This window comes from Pseudoalteromonas tetraodonis (assembly GCF_002310835.1).
Lineage (GTDB): Bacteria > Pseudomonadota > Gammaproteobacteria > Enterobacterales > Alteromonadaceae > Pseudoalteromonas > Pseudoalteromonas tetraodonis.
The window spans coordinates 1,213,042-1,230,000 of record NZ_CP011041.1 but is presented as its reverse complement, the minus strand read 5'-3'; the positions used below and the strand labels follow the sequence as shown (position 1 = coordinate 1,230,000).

14 protein-coding genes and 8 tRNA genes (1 of these 22 only partly in view) are annotated in these 16,959 nt (G+C 40.5%); 3 read left to right on the top strand and 19 right to left on the bottom strand.

Features of this window, described 5'->3' with window-relative positions; translation table 11 throughout:
- Positions 1-891 carry the 3' portion of an alanine/glycine:cation symporter family protein gene (locus PTET_RS05805; protein WP_013464595.1) on the top strand. 528 nt of this gene lie to the left of the window's left edge, so only the last 891 of its 1,419 coding nucleotides appear in the window; the start codon falls outside the window, past its left edge; it ends in the stop codon at positions 889-891.
- Between the two features lie 687 nt (positions 892-1,578).
- Here the strand turns inward: PTET_RS05805 and PTET_RS05800 are convergent.
- From PTET_RS05800 to PTET_RS05745, 12 genes are all read right to left on the bottom strand, one after another.
- A tRNA-Leu gene (locus PTET_RS05800) sits at positions 1,579-1,665 on the bottom strand.
- A 37-nt stretch (positions 1,666-1,702) separates the two neighbouring features.
- Positions 1,703-1,776: transfer RNA gene (locus PTET_RS05795), tRNA-Cys, on the bottom strand.
- 18 nt (positions 1,777-1,794) lie between these two features.
- A tRNA-Gly gene (locus PTET_RS05790) sits at positions 1,795-1,870 on the bottom strand.
- A gap of 65 nt (positions 1,871-1,935) precedes the next feature.
- Positions 1,936-2,022, bottom strand: a tRNA-Leu gene (locus PTET_RS05785).
- A 39-nt stretch (positions 2,023-2,061) separates the two neighbouring features.
- Positions 2,062-2,137: transfer RNA gene (locus tag PTET_RS05780), tRNA-Gly, on the bottom strand.
- A 66-nt stretch (positions 2,138-2,203) separates the two neighbouring features.
- A tRNA-Leu gene (locus PTET_RS05775) sits at positions 2,204-2,290 on the bottom strand.
- A gap of 36 nt (positions 2,291-2,326) precedes the next feature.
- Positions 2,327-2,400, bottom strand: a tRNA-Cys gene (locus PTET_RS05770).
- A 28-nt stretch (positions 2,401-2,428) separates the two neighbouring features.
- Positions 2,429-2,504 (bottom strand) — tRNA-Gly (locus tag PTET_RS05765).
- Between the two features lie 139 nt (positions 2,505-2,643).
- Entirely contained in the window at positions 2,644-3,189 is a 546-nt protein-coding gene (gene pgsA / locus PTET_RS05760; RefSeq protein WP_013464594.1) for a CDP-diacylglycerol--glycerol-3-phosphate 3-phosphatidyltransferase, read from the bottom strand.
- Positions 3,190-3,231: 42 nt separating this feature from the next.
- On the bottom strand, positions 3,232-5,055 hold the full coding sequence (gene uvrC / locus PTET_RS05755; protein WP_024601643.1) for an excinuclease ABC subunit UvrC: 1,824 nt from the start codon (positions 5,053-5,055) through the stop codon (positions 3,232-3,234).
- Positions 5,056-5,064: 9 nt separating this feature from the next.
- Positions 5,065-5,715: a UvrY/SirA/GacA family response regulator transcription factor gene (gene uvrY / locus PTET_RS05750; RefSeq protein ID WP_016899482.1), complete on the bottom strand. Its 651-nt coding sequence runs from the start codon at positions 5,713-5,715 to the stop codon at positions 5,065-5,067.
- A gap of 167 nt (positions 5,716-5,882) precedes the next feature.
- A complete protein-coding gene (locus PTET_RS05745; RefSeq protein ID WP_016899481.1) occupies positions 5,883-7,034 on the bottom strand; it encodes a dicarboxylate/amino acid:cation symporter in 1,152 nt (383 codons plus the stop codon).
- Between the two features lie 377 nt (positions 7,035-7,411).
- Between PTET_RS05745 and cysK the strand changes: the two genes are divergently transcribed.
- The gene (cysK, locus tag PTET_RS05740; protein ID WP_096038312.1) at positions 7,412-8,380 is read left to right on the top strand and encodes a cysteine synthase A; all 969 of its coding nucleotides are present in this window, start codon (positions 7,412-7,414) and stop codon (positions 8,378-8,380) included.
- 145 nt (positions 8,381-8,525) lie between these two features.
- Complete coding sequence (locus PTET_RS05735; RefSeq protein ID WP_013464590.1) at positions 8,526-8,975, top strand: hypothetical protein; 450 nt, start codon at positions 8,526-8,528, stop codon at positions 8,973-8,975.
- 126 nt (positions 8,976-9,101) lie between these two features.
- Here PTET_RS05735 and PTET_RS05730 read toward each other — a convergent pair whose 3' ends face one another.
- The 7 genes from PTET_RS05730 to nudC form a co-directional block, all read right to left on the bottom strand.
- Positions 9,102-11,378 carry an acyl-CoA dehydrogenase gene (locus tag PTET_RS05730; RefSeq protein ID WP_013464589.1) on the bottom strand — a complete coding sequence of 759 codons (2,277 nt, stop codon included), beginning with the start codon at positions 11,376-11,378 and terminating at the stop codon, positions 9,102-9,104.
- 213 nt (positions 11,379-11,591) lie between these two features.
- A complete protein-coding gene (locus tag PTET_RS05725) occupies positions 11,592-12,380 on the bottom strand; it encodes a putative porin (RefSeq protein ID WP_013464588.1) in 789 nt (262 codons plus the stop codon).
- A gap of 208 nt (positions 12,381-12,588) precedes the next feature.
- The gene (locus tag PTET_RS05720) at positions 12,589-12,963 is read right to left on the bottom strand and encodes a PH domain-containing protein (RefSeq protein ID WP_013464587.1); all 375 of its coding nucleotides are present in this window, start codon (positions 12,961-12,963) and stop codon (positions 12,589-12,591) included.
- The gene (locus tag PTET_RS05715) at positions 12,963-13,871 is read right to left on the bottom strand and encodes an ABC transporter ATP-binding protein (RefSeq protein WP_013464586.1); all 909 of its coding nucleotides are present in this window, start codon (positions 13,869-13,871) and stop codon (positions 12,963-12,965) included. The genes PTET_RS05720 and PTET_RS05715 overlap by 1 nt, the downstream gene beginning before the upstream one ends.
- On the bottom strand, positions 13,868-14,695 hold the full coding sequence (locus PTET_RS05710; RefSeq protein ID WP_013464585.1) for an ABC transporter permease: 828 nt from the start codon (positions 14,693-14,695) through the stop codon (positions 13,868-13,870). Before PTET_RS05710 ends, PTET_RS05715 begins: the two co-directional genes overlap by 4 nt.
- Positions 14,696-14,838: 143 nt before the next feature.
- Positions 14,839-16,017, bottom strand: coding sequence for a cystathionine beta-lyase (locus tag PTET_RS05705; RefSeq protein WP_013464584.1), 1,179 nt, complete (start codon positions 16,015-16,017; stop codon positions 14,839-14,841).
- A gap of 3 nt (positions 16,018-16,020) precedes the next feature.
- Entirely contained in the window at positions 16,021-16,947 is a 927-nt protein-coding gene (gene nudC, locus PTET_RS05700) for an NAD(+) diphosphatase (RefSeq protein ID WP_096038311.1), read from the bottom strand.
- Between the last annotated feature and the right edge of the window lie 12 nt (positions 16,948-16,959).

Genomic DNA, 16,959 nt, shown 5'->3' with positions numbered 1-16,959 from the left:
CCTAACTATATAGTCGGTATCGCTCTTGTTATTGGTTCAGGTATTATTATATTTGGCGGTCTAAAAACCATTTCTCGATTTGCTGAATTAGCCGTTCCATTTATGGCTGCTGCTTACCTTGTGGTTGCACTTTATATATGTGCTGTAAATTACACTGAATTACCTGATGTATTTATGCATGTGATTAGAAGTGCCTTTGGTCTTGAACAAGCGGGTGCCGGTGCAATTGGTTATGGGGTAATGCAAGCGATGATCCAAGGGATCAAACGCGGCTTGTTCTCAAACGAAGCCGGTATGGGTAGCGCTGCGAATGCTGCAGCAACGGCAACGCCAAACCCACCTCACCCTGCTTCACAGGGGTATGTACAAATGCTGGGGGTATTTGTAGATACTATTATTATTTGTACTGCAACTGCCGCTCTTATTTTATTATCAGAGCAATTAGTGCCAGGCTCGGATGTAACGGGTATAGCGCTTACACAAGCCGCCCTTGAAGAACATGTAGGCAGCTGGGGTGCCATATTTGTAGCAGTCGCTATTTTGTTTTTTGCATTTACATCTATTGTGGCTAACTACTCGTATGCTGAAACGAACTTATTATTCTTAGAGCATAACCACGCATCTGGCATGTTGATCTTCAGGTTATTAGTGTTAGGTATGGTAATGTTTGGTGCATTGGGCGAATTACCACTAGTGTGGACATTAGCTGATGTATCTATGGGCTTAATGGCAATAGTGAACGTAATCGCATTATTTATGCTCTCAGGTGTTGTCGTGTGGCTTGCTAAAGATTATAACGCTCAGCGACGCGCCGGAAAGTTACCGACGTTTGATCCAAGTAAGAACGACAAACTCAATAAAACTATTCCAAAAGGTATTTGGCATAAATAATTAGTTTTTATACTTCAAGTTAAAAACCCGAAACGGCCATTGTCATTTCGGGTTTTTTATTGATTTAACTTTAATCTAAAAGTTATTGATAACAGTAGTCACTTATAAATTACTAGTGCGAAGATAGACGTTATTAAAGCCGCCCAACCTACCTATAAGCTCACCTTATCTAAACATTATAAGCATCCTACAAGTAAATTTAATAACCTATGTAGTAGGTCTGAATGCTTATAACGACATCCCTGCTTAGGTTTATATACATTACTGCATAACCATAATAACTAACACTGCGCTTATTATACCAATCCGCAATAATACTCAATCATTTTGCGGGGCTAAACGTGTCGCTATCTGTGTTGAAAAATTCTCATTTAGAACAACTAAATAGCTATTTTTTTGCCTAGCTATCACCCCGTTTTTCCTGCCTCAAAATAGACCGCTTAATTAAGCGAATTGGTATTAAAGAGTCTAGTTTATGATTTAGCTAACGACCTACACTACACCTTGATTAACTTGTAAAAAAGTCTGAAGTGTTCAATGACAGTCTATTGGTGAGCCAAGAGTATGTATCAGACCTTGCAACAAACCATTATTGCTAACAACAGGGGGTAGTAAATTAGTGTGCTTCAAGGGACTTAGTAATAAAGATATGATGATTTAATTAGATTTTACGGAAAGAATATAAAGTGGTGCCCGAGGCCGGACTTGAACCGGCACGACTTGTTAGTCGAGGGATTTTAAATCCCTTGTGTCTACCAATTCCACCACTCGGGCATCGAGTTTGCTAATTAAAGCGTGTGGAGTAATTATTTGGAGGCGGAACCCGGAGTCGAACCGGGGTAAACGGATTTGCAATCCGGTGCATGGCCACTCTGCCATTCCGCCTAAACATATCAAATAATTTGGAGCGGCACACGAGGCTCGAACTCGTGACCTCGACCTTGGCAAGGTCGCGCTCTACCAACTGAGCTAGTGCCGCATAATATTAATTCTAAATAATTTTTTCATAAGTTACATATTGGTGTATGTAACCAAACCACAAAGTGGTGCCCGAGGCCGGACTTGAACCGGCACGACTTGTTAGTCGAGGGATTTTAAATCCCTTGTGTCTACCAATTCCACCACTCGGGCATCGAGTTTGCTATTTAAAGCAAGTGGATAAAACTAATATGGAGCGGCACACGAGGCTCGAACTCGTGACCTCGACCTTGGCAAGGTCGCGCTCTACCAACTGAGCTAGTGCCGCATCATATTAATTCTAAATAAGATTTTTTATAAGTTACATATTGGTGTATGTAACCAAACCACAACGTGGTGCCCGAGGCCGGACTTGAACCGGCACGACTTGTTAGTCGAGGGATTTTAAATCCCTTGTGTCTACCAATTCCACCACTCGGGCATCGAGTTTGCTAATTAAAGCGCGTGGAGTGTTGATTGGAGGCGGAACCCGGAGTCGAACCGGGGTAAACGGATTTGCAATCCGGTGCATGGCCACTCTGCCATTCCGCCTCAATACTAGGTTAGCTTTAAGATAAACTGGAGCGGCACACGAGGCTCGAACTCGTGACCTCGACCTTGGCAAGGTCGCGCTCTACCAACTGAGCTAGTGCCGCTTTGTTTATCTAGGGGGCTATGCCCTCTCAACACGGACGCATTCTACAGAGATTATTAAACGCGTCAACACAAAAAATGCTACTTTTGAACTGTTTGATTATTTTTTATCTAAAATGGTGCGTTATTAGACGTTTACAATCAATTTTTGGTCAATTCTGCCCATGCTGCAACTAAATATTGCACCATAGAACTGAGCGTTAAAAACGTCGCTATATAAAGTAAGCCATAGCTTAAATACATCATCCAGGTATCGTACTGCCAAATTAGGCCAATAATGGCTAACATTTGCGCTGCGGTTTTTAACTTACCCATATCGGATACAGCTACATTGCCGCGTTTGCCTTGCTCAGCCATCCATTCTCGTAGCGCCGATATAACAATTTCACGGCTTATAATAATAAGTGCAGGAATAGTCATATACAAAGATTGATAATGCTCAGATAAAGCAACCAAAGCAGCGCACACCATTACTTTATCAGCAACAGGGTCTAAAAACGCACCAAAAGGCGTTGATTGTTCAAGCTTACGCGCTAAATAGCCATCGAGTATGTCAGTGATTGAAGCAAGCCAAAAAATAAAGGCAGCAACAAAGAATGCCCATGAATAAGGCATATAAAATATCACCAAAAAAATGGGGATAAGAAAGAGTCTAAACGTTGTGAGTGTGTTTGGAATATTCCACATAACTACTTGGATATGTCTTTTTTTCTATATTCGCACATAGGGCTAGCCCTTGTCATGCAAATGGTTAAATATCTTCTCAGCCATGTCAGGACTGATCCCAGGAACTTTCTTTAGCTGTTCTATATTAGCAGCTTTTACGCCTTGCATGCCCCCTAAATATTTTAATAATGTTTGTCGACGCTTTGAACCAACGCCATCTATTTCTTCTAATAGCGACTGAGTTCGCTGTTTTTGACGCTTATTTCGATGTCCTGCAATAGCAAAGCGATGTGACTCATCGCGAATATGCTGAATTAAATGCAGTGCGGGTGCATCAGAATCCATAGGAATAGTTTTACGCCCACCGTCAATAAGTAAAGTTTCAAGGCCTGGTTTACGGCTAGTGCCTTTTGCAACCCCAACTAATAGTGGCATTTTTGCATGCGGCCAGTTTTCAAAGTATTGTTCTGCCCTACCTAATTGGCCTTTACCACCATCAATAAAAATCACATCAGGAATTTTATCTTCATCCACTAACTTGTTATAACGTTTGTTTAGTGCAAATTCCATAGCGGCGTAATCATCGCCACCAGTTATGCCCGTGACGTTGTAACGACGATATTCTTTATTGTTAGGCCCTTGAGAATCAAAGACAACACAACTGGCCACGGTGTTTTCGCCCATGGTGTGGCTGATATCAAAACATTCCATGCGATTAATGTCATCAAGACGCAAGGTAGCCTTTAATTGAGCATAACGCTTGTTTATAGAGTCTTGAGTGCTTTGCTTAACCGTAATACTATTTAATGCGTTTTTATTCGCTAACTGTAAATACTGTGCACGCTCACCACGGGTAACCACTTTAAGCGATACCTTACGTTCACTAATTTGAGTTAGTGCTTCGCTGAGCGCATCACTTTCTTCTATTTCAAATGGTAAGATGATTTCTTTGGCAATGCGTCCTGTTGCTCCCGGTGCTAAGTAATATTGGCCTAAGAAAGAGGTTAAGATTTCCTGCTCCTGTGAGTCTTTAGGCACCTTTGGAAAGTAAGTCTTACTACCCAGCACTTTATGATCGCGGATCATTAGTAGATGAATCCCATTTAAGCCATTTAAATGGGCAAAACCTACAACATCCATTTCAGCAAAATTACCTGAGATAGACTGCTGCTCCTGCATTTTACGCAATAGCATAATTTGGTCGCGAACTTTAGCTGCGAGTTCAAAGTTAAGCTGCTCACTGGCTTTTTCCATTTTAGCGATAAGTTCGGCTATTACTTCATGGGATTTACCGGTTAAAAATTTACGGACATAATCAACTTGCTGCGCGTATTCATCTTCAGAGACTTTATTAACACACGGCGCAGAGCAACGTTTTAATTGGTATTGCAAGCATGGCCGACTACGCGCACGGTAGTAAGCGTCTTCACATTGACGTACCGGAAATATTTTTTGCATTAAGCGCAAACTTTCTGATACGGCTCCAGCGCTTGGAAACGGGCCAAAATATTCGCCTTTTACTTTTCTGCTACCACGATGAAAGGCTAAACGAGGGTGCTTATGATTCGTGAGTAATATGTACGGGTACGATTTATCATCACGTAACAGAATATTATAACGTGGCTGATATTTCTTAATGAGGTTATTTTCAAGCAGAAGCGCTTCTGTTTCTGTATTAGTAAGTGTGACTTCAATATTACAAATATTACTCACTAAAACACGGGTTTTGCTGTCGGTAATGTTGCTGCGAAAGTAACTGCTCACCCGCTTTTTTAAACTTTTAGCTTTACCGACATAAATAACTTGGTTGTCATTATCGAGCATGCGATAAACGCCAGGCTCACTCGATAATGTTTTTAAAAACTGGGCATGATCAAATTCAGACATATATATCGACTAGTAAGAGATATCTATATCAATCATTTTGTAACGTATGGCTAAATGAGTAAGCTCTACATCGCCCCCTACGTTAAGCTTTTCAAACATACGGTAGCGATAACTGTTTACTGTTTTAGAGCTTAAATTTAAGCGCTCAGCAATATCCTGTGCTTTTTCACCTTTGGTGATCATCAGCATAATTTGCAGTTCACGCTCAGACAAACTTTGAAATGGGTTTTCATCAGTTCGCCCAGTAACCTGCGCAAGCGCAATTTGCTGTGCTATTTCTGGCGCAATATAACGTTGCCCTGCATGCACGCAACGTATAGCACGCACCATTTCATCAGATCCTGCCCCCTTGGTTAAAAAACCATGAGCACCAATTTGCATAACCTTGCTCGGAAATGGGTCTTCACAATTAACTGTAAGCACAATAATTTTTACATCGGGACAATAACGGCAAATCTTTTTAGTTGCCTCAAGCCCGCCCATACCAGGCATGTTCATATCCATTAATACTATATTTGGCGCATGTTGACGACAAAACTGTACAGCCTCTTCGCCTGTTTTAGCTTCACCTATTACTTTAAAACCACGTATGTCATCAAGAATACGTCTGATCCCTGTGCGCACAAGTTCATGGTCATCAACTAAAAGTACGTTAATCAATGGAACACCCTCACTAGCCTAATAAGATGCAAGTTAACAAAATTAATTTTCAACATTAGCATAGATACGACGAAACCATAACTAATATTATGCTTTCGCCGTCGGTCGCTATGACCCAATATTGTCAAAGCGTATTTACCTATCGTAGGTAAATACGCCATAGTGATTTAAGCTGAGGCTTTTTCACTAAAACGGTCTACCCACAAAGCAATGATACCGTCGCCAGTTACATTACACGCAGTACCGAAGCTATCTTGTGCAAGGTACAGCGCAATCATTAGTGCCACTGCACCTTCGTTGAAACCAAGCATACTAGTTAGTAAACCTAACGCCGACATTACCGCGCCACCTGGGGCACCTGGTGCAGCAATCATAACCACACCTAGCATCATAATGAATGGCAGCATAGCCATTAGTGAAGGTACTTCCATGCTAGGCGATAAAAACATCACAGCCATAGCACAGGTAACTATTGTAATTGTTGAACCTGATAGATGAATAGTGGCACATAATGGGACTGTAAAGTTAGCTACATCTTCTTTAACATTATTTGCTTTACTTGATTGCAAAGAGACTGGAATGGTTGCCGCGCTCGACATGGTTCCTAATGCAGTAAAGTACGCAGGTAGCATGTTTTTAATTAGCTCAATAGGATTACGCTTAAGTAATAGGCCCGATACAATATAAAGCACACTCAACCATAACCAATGCATCACTAATGCGGCAATGAGTACTACACCAAAGGCCTGTAATGTATCAACAACGGTACCTGCCACGGTCATTTCAGCAAACACACCCGCAATGTAAAACGGTAATGCTGGGATAATTACTTTAGCAAGTAAACCATCTATAATATCGCGCCCTTGATCAGACACCGTTTTTAATGTGTCTAAACCTAGCTGGCTCATACCAATACCAAATACAAATGCTGTGACTAAAGCAGTCATTACACCCATTAATGGTGGAATTTCTAAGTCAATAAAGCTACCTACCTCGGTGACTGCTTCAGCTTCAAATGAAATTCCACCGCTTAGGAACGGAATAATCGCTGTGACTAATAAAAACGCTAAGGTACCGGCAATAATTGTTGAGCCGTAAGCAAAACCAACCGTTTTTCCCAGTAAATGCCCTGATCCTTTAGGAAGCCCGGCAATCCCAGAGGCAATAAAAAACAAAATAATCAGTGGAATTGTAAAACTAATAAGCTGGCCAATAAGCTCTTTTACTGTGTATAAAAGCTCAACGCCAGTTAAGGGAATATAGAGTCCGACTAAAATACCGGCCACAATACCGGCAATTAATTTTAAGATTAACTTCATGGTGATTACTTTATTGAATTTAGATAATGTGTTTTTATCATGTTTTGAATAGTTTGTGTCAATAAACTGTTCAACCGCAGTTCATTTGCACAATTAACCAACAAAATATAAGTATGTAGTGTTGATTTGTTTAAATAACGACTACATAAACAAAAAATACAGTACAAAGTTAAAAACGAACAAATGGCCTCAAGTTCACCTTTTTAATAACTAAAAAAATAACAGGTTGAGTTTTTAGTTCAATCCGTTATAAGCGGAATTAATATATGTTATAGCCAAAGCTTACTTTAACTTTTTTTATCTCACAGTAAAGTAGGCTTATAAAGTTAACAGACTAACTGTTAATGTGTTGATCAGATTGTACCTAAAGGAACATTATGTCTACTATTTTTGAAGATAACTCACTAAGCATCGGTAACACACCGTTGGTAAAACTTAACCGTGTTACAGGTGGGAATGTATACGCTAAAGTTGAGTCGCGTAACCCAAGCTTTAGTATTAAATGCCGTATTGGTGCATCGATGATTTGGGAAGCTGAAAAATCAGGTCAACTTACCAAAGATAAAGAGCTTATAGAGCCAACATCAGGTAACACGGGCATTGCACTGGCATTTGTAGCAGCCTCACGCGGCTACAAATTAACGCTTACAATGCCAAACACCATGAGCTTAGAACGTCGTAAGCTATTAAAAGCACTCGGTGCTAATCTTGTACTAACAGACGGTGCTAAAGGTATGAACGGTGCTATTGCTAAGGCCAAAGAAATTCAAGCATCAGCCCCTGAAAAGTTTATTTTATTACAACAATTTGAAAACCCTGCAAACCCTAAAATTCACTTTGAAACAACTGGCCCAGAAATCTTTGATGCACTTGATGGCAAAATCGATTTCTTTGTTGCAGGCGTTGGTACTGGTGGAACTATCACAGGTGTAAGCCGTTATCTTAAAAAAGAAAAAGGCTTAGATGTAAAATCAATCGCTGTAGAGCCAAGCCACTCTCCGGTAATTAGCCAAACACTTGCTGGTGAAGAAGTAAAACCTGGGCCACATAAGATTCAAGGTATTGGTGCAGGCTTTATTCCTGGGAATTTAGACCTATCAATAATTGATGGTGTAGAGCAAGTCTCTAATGAAGAATGTATAGCAATGTGTCACGAGCTAATGAAAAAAGAAGGGATTTTAGTTGGTATTTCATCAGGTGCAGCTGTGGTTGCAGCGAAACGTATTGCTGAACGTCCTGAAAATGCAGATAAAAATATTGTGGTTATTTTGCCAAGTGCAACAGAGCGTTACTTATCAAGCCCGATGTTTGACGAAGAGTTTAGCGAACAAGAGCTTGTTCAATAATCGAGCGTTCTGATTAAAAAAGGATGTTTTTTAACATCCTTTTTTATTGCTTTTTTAATAAGTTACTATCTATTTAGTTCACTCCTCTTTACATCTTCTCCATTCCATCACACACTTTATGTATAAGTAATCAACCTGACCAAATATGAAAACAATTTTAACCATTTTTGTGCTCATTTTTAGTATTTTGATCGTTGGCTGTAATGAAAATACTAAACCTAAAGAGCAGTATATTGACAATGATCGTCCAGGCGACACTGCTACTGTGTATTTTGATGCGCTTTATAACCAGCATAACTTGCAAAAAGCCAGCGATTTCGCAACGCCTAAATTAGCCCGCATAATGAAATCGTATGGGACGGCCAAACAGTTTGCGCGTAGTCTTATTAATTTACAATACGATGAAGTTGTGATTGAAATTGATATGTCAAATTCAAGCCTGCGAGAACAGTATGGCAATCAGGCTAAAATAAACATTGTGTTTACCGGTTATTTTAATGGTAAAAAAATCGATGATTTCCGCAGCATCGAAATGCTTAAAATAAAAGGTAAGTGGTACGTAGATAAAATCATCGCCGATCCTTACGGGCGCTGATCAGTCATTCAGAGCCTTAGTAACGATAACCGTATATTCGAGCTTAAAAAATACACAACATAAAAAAAGCCTTAAATCATAAATTTAAGGCTTTTTTATTATCTTCTTTATTATTATAACTCAGCGTTAGATGTCTTCTGGTTTAAAGTTATCAACCGCAATAGCCTGCATTCTTAGCTTATTAGCATGATGCATTGCCTCACCATCAACCTTCGTTACGAGCTCGTGTTCAAGTGCGTAATCAATCGCTTGTTCAATATCATAGGTGGCAGGCACCTTGCCTTTTCGTTGCCACTGTTTCAACTGCTTAAATTGATTGTGCATATCGTGCATTGCTAAGAAAGCATTTTCCATAACACCCGTTCCGGCATTTTCATCCACATAACACAAATGGGTAAGTCTATTTCTAAATACCCCTGGTTGAGTCATGTGCTCGCAAATACGCTGGGCAATAGCATCACTTGGTTTGTGATAATGGTTACCTAATGGAAAAACAATACGCTTAAGTGCAAAGTTAATCACTGGATTAGAAAAGTTTTTAAAGAAGCCATCAAATGCTTGGCCTATTGCATATAACGATGTCTCTATAGCATATTTTACAAAAGGCAAATCAGCTTGTTGACGCCCTTCATCTTCAAAACGCTTTAATACCGTTGATGCAATATATAAATGACTTAACACATCGCCTAAACGTGCCGATATCATTTCTTTACGTTTAAGTTCACCACCTAACATCAACATTGCAACATCCGTTGTAAACGCCAATCCTCGGCTCATTCTACCTAATTGTTTATAATAGACGGCCGTCTCTCCACACACAGGCGCTTTGGCAAAGTAGCTGCGAGTCAAACCATGCACCAAGGCCATACTTGCATTACTCAGTGCAAATACAATGTGCTTCATTAACAAGCCATCAAATTGCTCAAGTGCAGCATCATCGTCATCCATTGCTGCAACTTCCATTTCTTTTAACACAAAAGGATGACAACGGGTTGCACCTTGGCCAAATATCATAAGGTTACGGGTAAGAATATTGGCGCCCTCTACGGTAATAGAGACGGGAATACCCATATAACCGTGTGCTAAATAGTTATTAGGCCCAACCTGAATCCCTTTACCTGCATGAATGTCCATTGCATCATTCATTACCGTTCGACCCATTTCTGTCATGTGGTACTTTGCAATTGCAGTTACTACTGACGGGCTAAGTTTTAAATCAATTGCACCTGCGGTCATTAATCGGCATGATTCCAATGCATAAGTTAGTCCACCAATACGTGCCAACCCTTCTTGTACGCCTTCAAATTGCCCAATTGACACGCCAAACTGTTGGCGTACAACCGTATAAGCCGAGGTCATCTTAGCTGCCAAGTGCCCTGTTGCAGTGCTTAATGCCGGTAATGAAATACCACGCCCTGCGCTTAAACACTCTACTAGCATGCGCCAACCGCGCCCTGCCCCTTGCTGGCCACCTATAATCCAATCAAGCGGAATAAATACATCCTTACCGTACGTTGTGCCATTCATAAACGCCATGTTAAGTGGGTAATGACGCTCTCCTGTTTTAACACCTGGGTGATCAGTTGGAATAAGTGCACACGTTATTCCGAGCTCTTTTTCATCGCCTAACAATCCATCTGGATCGTACATTTTAAATGCAAGACCTAACACAGTCGCCACAGGCGCAAGGGTAATGTAACGTTTTGACCAATTTAAACGCAGTCCCAACACTTCCTTACCATCATGCTCGCCTTTGCACACCACGCCTGAATCTGGAATACTGCCAGCATCAGAGCCAGCCTCTGGGCCCGTTAATGCAAAACAAGGTACATCGTCGCCTTTTGCAAGGCTAGGTAACCAACGATTTTGTTGCTCAGTTGTTCCGTAATGCAGTAATAACTCACCAGGACCTAAGCTATTTGGTACCATGACCGTTACGGCGGCCGTTAAGCTTTTAGTCGCAATTTTTGACACTATGGTGGAATTAGCAATAGCAGAGAATTCAAGACCCCCAAATTTTTCTGGGATGATCATTGCAAAAAAACCTTCGGTTTTTAAAAAGTCCCAAACCTCTTTAGGTAAATCTTTGTCTTTTTGTACAATTTTATAGTCATCAAGCATGGCTAATAAAGTTTCAACTTGATTATCTATAAATGCAGTTTCTTTTTCACTTAACTTAGGGCGCGGATAATTATGTAATTTTTGCCAGTCAGGCTCACCACTAAATAACTCGCCATCCCACCAAACATCGCCTGCTTCCATGGCTTCTCGCTCTGTTTGCGATAATGGCGGCAACACCTTTTTAAACATCTTAAAAGTAGGTCGAGTAATTAAATTAAGGCGGATATCTTTAATCGCAAACACCACGACCACCACAACCAGTAATATAATAAATACTGACATGAGCACATTCCTTTTACAGTTATAAAAACATTGATTTAATTATGACCGATCTTAATTTAAATACAATGGGCTGTCAGACGAGTGCCACTAAATGATGAAGTTATTCTATTGCGATTAAAATATAACGATGAGTAAAGTCACTAATTTATTACACACAGCAAAAAGCCCACAAAATGTGGGCTTTTTACTACTTAACTGGTTTTAATTATTTAATTAAAACTGAAAACGCATGTTAGCAAAGTAAGCATCGTTATCTGAGTCATCTGCGTTGTTGCCGTAACCCACTTTTAAACCAATGTTTTTATTGATGAAGTGTTGAGCACCAAAGCTGTAGTTGTCTTCTTTATCGTAAGCTGCAAATACAGAAGTCGCTTTAGAGAAGTAGTAGTTTGTTTCTACGTTCCATTGATCATCTGCTTCGTCAAGGCTTACAAATGTACCTTCTACTGTTAAGTAGTTACCTTGTTGTAAATCAACAAAGTATTTAGCAGCTACTGAACGAGAATCAAAATCATCATCTGATTCTACAGTGATACCTACGTAATCTGTATCGTTTAGCATGTGGTTGTATGCTAAAGAAAAGAATGTAACGTTATCACCATCTTTTTGATCAACAAATCTTACTTTTGCAAGTAAGTCAGGGTTGAAGAAGTAACCAGCAGAAAGTGTGTATGACTCGTTGTTAGAGTTGTAATCAGCATTTTGGTAAGACGCACCAACAACAAAATCTTCAACGAAGTATTCACCACCAATAGCAGTCACATCGCCAAAATCGTCATCAGCGTAGCCACCAAATACGTTGCTTTGCTTGTTAATGTATTCGAATTGGTCGTATGGACCTAGTGTGCTCTTTGGAGAGAAGTAGTAAGTAGAGTCCACGCTGATAGTATCGTTGTTATCAGTATCTGTGTAGCCTAAGTTACTGATTGATTGATAGCTATCTGCAGCGTGTGCAGCACTTGATAATAAAAGACCTGAAATAATAATTGCTAACTTTTTCATAATGAAACATCCCTATGTACATTGTTTTTGTACTTTAACTACATTGCTAAAGTGGGGGTATGCTAACGCCGCGAAACTGAACGAAAACTGAATCAAGCAATTGTATTTGTTAGGGAATTTGTAAGAAAGTGTTGGAGTAATTTATGTTAAAGTAATCGCAACAAGCTGTAAACAATTACTTTAATTTTACACCGATTTTTGTTTGTTTCTATAATGAATACTGGCTGATTATCCTATAAACATCATTTATGTTATCACCTGCTTTAAAGTCCTTGCTAATAGGCGTTGGATCTGAACCTACCCATATTTTTAACTCGGCGTCTAAATCAAAGTGCCCCGCACTCTCTTTACTGAATTTAGTAATTTTAGAATAGGCAATACTGATCATTTCCATTTTAGACCCTGTCACGCCTTGCTTATCGATTAAAATAAGTCGCTTATTAGTAAAGATAAACATATCACGGACAACTTTATACGCTTTTTCAACTTGCTCACCTTCAATAAGGGTATTTGCCAACACTTTCTCTAAATCAGCGTCATCCACTTCACTGGCATTACCCATTAAACCACTAAATAGTCCCATTATAGTTTCTCCTGTTTAAATATTTGATTTTCTAATGTATGGCCATTTACTAACTGCCGATACTGCCAATTATGTTGGCGACAAAATTGCAATAGTGCTATATCGAGCGGATCACTGGTTGGTTGATACTCAATCACGTACTCTTTGTGCTGGCTCATATAAACACGACTCACCCCCTCAAGTGCTTGGAGTTGTTGCTCCACATTTTGATACACGTCGCTAAGCATTAAGGTGTAAAAGTGCTTATCGGTGTTCACTGCTTTAGTTTGGTGCTCGCTTAATACGCCTTTATCCAAATGGAGTACTTGGGAACACAGTCGTTCTAATTCAGTTAAATCATGTGAACTTAAAATAAACGTCGCTTGGTCACTTAACTGAGATACCAACTCGCGCACTTCTCTGGCATGAATAGGATCAAGCCCTGCCGTGGCTTCATCTAACATTACAATTTGTGGTGAGCCAATTAATGCTTGCGCTATGGTTACACGCTTGCGCATACCGTGGGATAAATCCCCAGCGCGGTTTTTTGCAATTTCGCTAAGGCCCACTAAATCAAGCACACGAAGTGCCTCTACGTGGCTTTGCTTAGTACTCATGCCTTGTAGCTTGGCATAAAAACTAAGTTGTTTATCTATATTAAAACGCGGATCAAGCTGGGCATCTTGCGGTAATGCACTCACTTTATTAAATAAAGCAGCGCTGCCTGGTTTATGGCCGAGTATTTCAAGCTCTCCCATGCTAGGGGCTATATAGCCGCACAGCAAACTAAATAAAGTAGTTTTTCCTGCGCCATTAGGGCCAACAAGCGCAACGGGAGCACCTTTTTGAATCTCAAAATTCACATTATTAAGAGCCAGTTTTGAGCCGTACGATTTACTTAAATTACGCCCTGTGATTAATGATTTCATAGTGAGCTCCTTGCAAAAACACGTTGCGCAACCACAAGTAGCACCGCTGTTTGCACAAGCGGAATAGCCAATGCACCCAATAGCGGTAAGTTCTGTCCCGCTAATAACTCTATTTGCACACCAGGGAATAAATAATCAAGCACACTTAATGCGGGTATTTGCCACTCCAGCAATCCAACAATAATGCCACCGGCTGTAAAATATAAAATGGCTAACACAATAGATAAGCGAGATGAGCTCGCAAAAGTATTAATCAAACTCATTAACGCAACAAACGGCGCAAAAGTAACAATGAGAATTAAAAATATTGAAACTGCACGGCCAACGCCACCAGCAAGTAAGCTCGGATCGCGAAACCCGAGCACCGCCAATGTCGCTACCAATGTAATGCCAACTAAACAGGTTAGTACCGCTAACTGCCCTAAAAATCGACCAAAGAGTATTTCAAAGCGGGTTGAGCGCAGTGATAAAAACCTTAAAGTCCCCCTCTCTCTGTCACCCACAGTTTGATCACTACAAATAAATAAGCTAAAAACAGGAAAACTATACAAAGCAATTAGCCAATACATAGCAAATTCGGCTTCAGGCCAATCAAGTAACTTATTTAATCCAATAGAGCCGGAAATATCACGGGCTATTTGTTCAAAATCGGGGGAGCTGATAATGCCCACTGCCTGCCCTATGGGGTAACGTAAAATAACAAGCCACACTAGTGCAAAAGCCGCCAGTGCAATAAGTCCTCGTTTAGTTAAAAACATACGTACAAGCTCAAAACCCGCAATTTGAGTTAAGCGCCCTACGTTTATTGGTAATGGTGTTGCCATTGACTATCCTTAATGACGTTGTTCATGCTTTAAAATAAGCGTTATTTAACAACACTAAGTGTAAACACGTTGAATTGCTAGCAAAAAAAAGCCTACTCAGAGGTAGGCTTTGTAACAAATAATGTAATTTAAACAATTAGTAATTATAAATGTTGCTCATAAATAGCTAATGCTTGCTGTAAGTCGGCAATTAAATCTTCAGCATCTTCTAAGCCAATGTGCAAACGAATAACAGGTCCATGCTCCCATCCTGTTTGCGAGCGCAGCCCTTTCATTGATAGGTTTGCCGTTACTAAGCTCTCAAAGCCTCCCCAAGAAAAGCCCATTTTAAAATGCTGCAAGCTATCTAAAAAAGCATCAATGGCCTTTTGGTTACCGGTTTTCATTACAAACGAAAACAAACCATTACTACCGTCAAAATCGCGTTTGAAAAATTCATGCCCAGGACATGTTTCAAATGCTGGGTGGCGAATATGATCAACTAACTCGTGCTGCTCTAACCATTTAGCAACCTCAATAGCCGCTTTTTCATGCTGATTTAATCGCACCGCCATGGTACGCAAACCTCGTAGTGCTAAATACGCATCATCTGCACTGGTGCATTGCCCGAGTAAATAAGAGTGTTCACGAAGTGTTGGCCAATATTTTTTATTCGCTACAGCTACGCCCATCATCACATCTGAATGACCTACAATATATTTGGTTGCCGCTTGAATACTAATATCAACACCATGTTCAAGTGGGCGATAGTGCAAACCATTACCATAAGTGTTATCAAGCACTGTCATCACATTATGATCATTTGCCACTTGCACCATAGCGGGAACATCTTGAATTTCCATGGTAATTGAACCCGGAGATTCTAAAAACAACACTTTGGTATTGTCTTGAATGTACTCTTTTATATCTGCGCCAATCATGGGCGGATAATAGGTCGTAGTAATGCCCAGCCCCGCTAAAATCTTGTCGCAAAAATCACGGGTTGGCTCGTAAACAGTATCCACTATTAAAATATGATCACCGGACTTTAAAAACGATAACAATGTTTGGCTTATCGCTGCCGCGCCACATGGGTATAAGGCACAGCCTTCACCCCCTTCGAGTTCAGTAATTGCCTCTTGCAGGGCAAAATGCGTAGTGGTGCCACGACGGCCATAAAATAACGTTTTATCACCGCGTGTTTTAGCCGCTTCTTTAAGCTCACTCACAGAATCAAACACAATCGTTGAAGCGCGCTGTACCACAGGATTGACTACGCCATGGGTGTACGCTTTTTTGCGCCCTGATGAGACTAACTGAGTATTTTTATTTTTGCTCGACATGATTCATCCTTCTATCTGAGTACGCCAATATTCAATTAAATAACGCGAAATTGAATCAGCTCTAGGTAGCTTTAAATGCTCCCCTTGATGGTGCCAATCTTTAAATTGCGCAAGTTCTTCGCGAGAAAACCACTTTGCATCTTCAAGTTCATCTTGCTCTGTGCTTATTTCATCACTGCTTGCTGTGGCAATAAAACCTAGCATAATTGACGAAGGAAACGGCCAAGGTTGCGAAGCAATGTATTCTGCTTTTTCCACAGTAATACCCGCCTCTTCTTTTACTTCTCGGATCACGGTTTGTTCAAGGGTTTCACCAGGGTCAACAAAGCCTGCAAGGGATGAATACAATCCTTTTGGCCAAGTTGCTTGGCGACCCAATAAGCAGCGTTCAATCCCATCAGAAAATGTTTTAGTTACTACCATAATAACCGCAGGATCGGTACGCGGAAAAGTCTGGTGCAAACACGCAGGATTGTGGCATAATCGAGAGTGACCCGCTTCAACTAAGTGATTTTTGGTACCACAACGACCACAAAAACTATGAGTGGCATGCCAGTAACACAACCCACGGGCAAGCGCTGCATTTGAGCCATCTTCAAGCGCCACCTGTGTACCAAACTGGCGAATATCTGCAAACTGGGCTCCATCAATAATCGTTGCTAATAACGACTCGTCGAGTGCGGTTACATCTAGCGCAAATACGGCATTATCCTGCTCATTTGAACCTAAAAAAATAGCCTGCGTTAAATCTAAATGTGCCACCTGTAGGTAAGCCAAATACACCACCTCAGGGCTACTGTTAGCAAATAAGGTGTGATTGCCTTTAACTAAAAGCCATAAGCTGTCTGCTGTTTTTTTTGCGTCTACCCAAGTAGGGTCTTTGCGCGCATTTGAGCCTCTGTCTAATGGCATATTACTGTAGTTAAGCATGTAATTCCTTGA

Excerpts from the sequence above, each read along its gene's own strand:
- PTET_RS05705 (WP_013464584.1), bottom strand. The coding sequence starts at position 16,017 with ATGTCGAGCAAAAATAAAAATACTCAGTTAGTCTCATCAGGGCGCAAA.
- nudC (WP_096038311.1), bottom strand. The coding sequence starts at position 16,947 with ATGCTTAACTACAGTAATATGCCATTAGACAGAGGCTCAAATGCGCGC.
- cysK (WP_096038312.1), top strand. The coding sequence starts at position 7,412 with ATGTCTACTATTTTTGAAGATAACTCACTAAGCATCGGTAACACACCG.
- PTET_RS05735 (WP_013464590.1), top strand. The coding sequence starts at position 8,526 with ATGAAAACAATTTTAACCATTTTTGTGCTCATTTTTAGTATTTTGATC.
- uvrC (WP_024601643.1), bottom strand. The coding sequence starts at position 5,055 with ATGTCTGAATTTGATCATGCCCAGTTTTTAAAAACATTATCGAGTGAG.
- PTET_RS05725 (WP_013464588.1), bottom strand. The coding sequence starts at position 12,380 with ATGAAAAAGTTAGCAATTATTATTTCAGGTCTTTTATTATCAAGTGCT.
- PTET_RS05720 (WP_013464587.1), bottom strand. The coding sequence starts at position 12,963 with ATGGGACTATTTAGTGGTTTAATGGGTAATGCCAGTGAAGTGGATGAC.
- PTET_RS05745 (WP_016899481.1), bottom strand. The coding sequence starts at position 7,034 with ATGAAGTTAATCTTAAAATTAATTGCCGGTATTGTGGCCGGTATTTTA.
- PTET_RS05715 (WP_013464586.1), bottom strand. The coding sequence starts at position 13,871 with ATGAAATCATTAATCACAGGGCGTAATTTAAGTAAATCGTACGGCTCA.
- PTET_RS05710 (WP_013464585.1), bottom strand. The coding sequence starts at position 14,695 with ATGGCAACACCATTACCAATAAACGTAGGGCGCTTAACTCAAATTGCG.
- PTET_RS05730 (WP_013464589.1), bottom strand. The coding sequence starts at position 11,378 with ATGTCAGTATTTATTATATTACTGGTTGTGGTGGTCGTGGTGTTTGCG.
- pgsA (WP_013464594.1), bottom strand. The coding sequence starts at position 3,189 with ATGTGGAATATTCCAAACACACTCACAACGTTTAGACTCTTTCTTATC.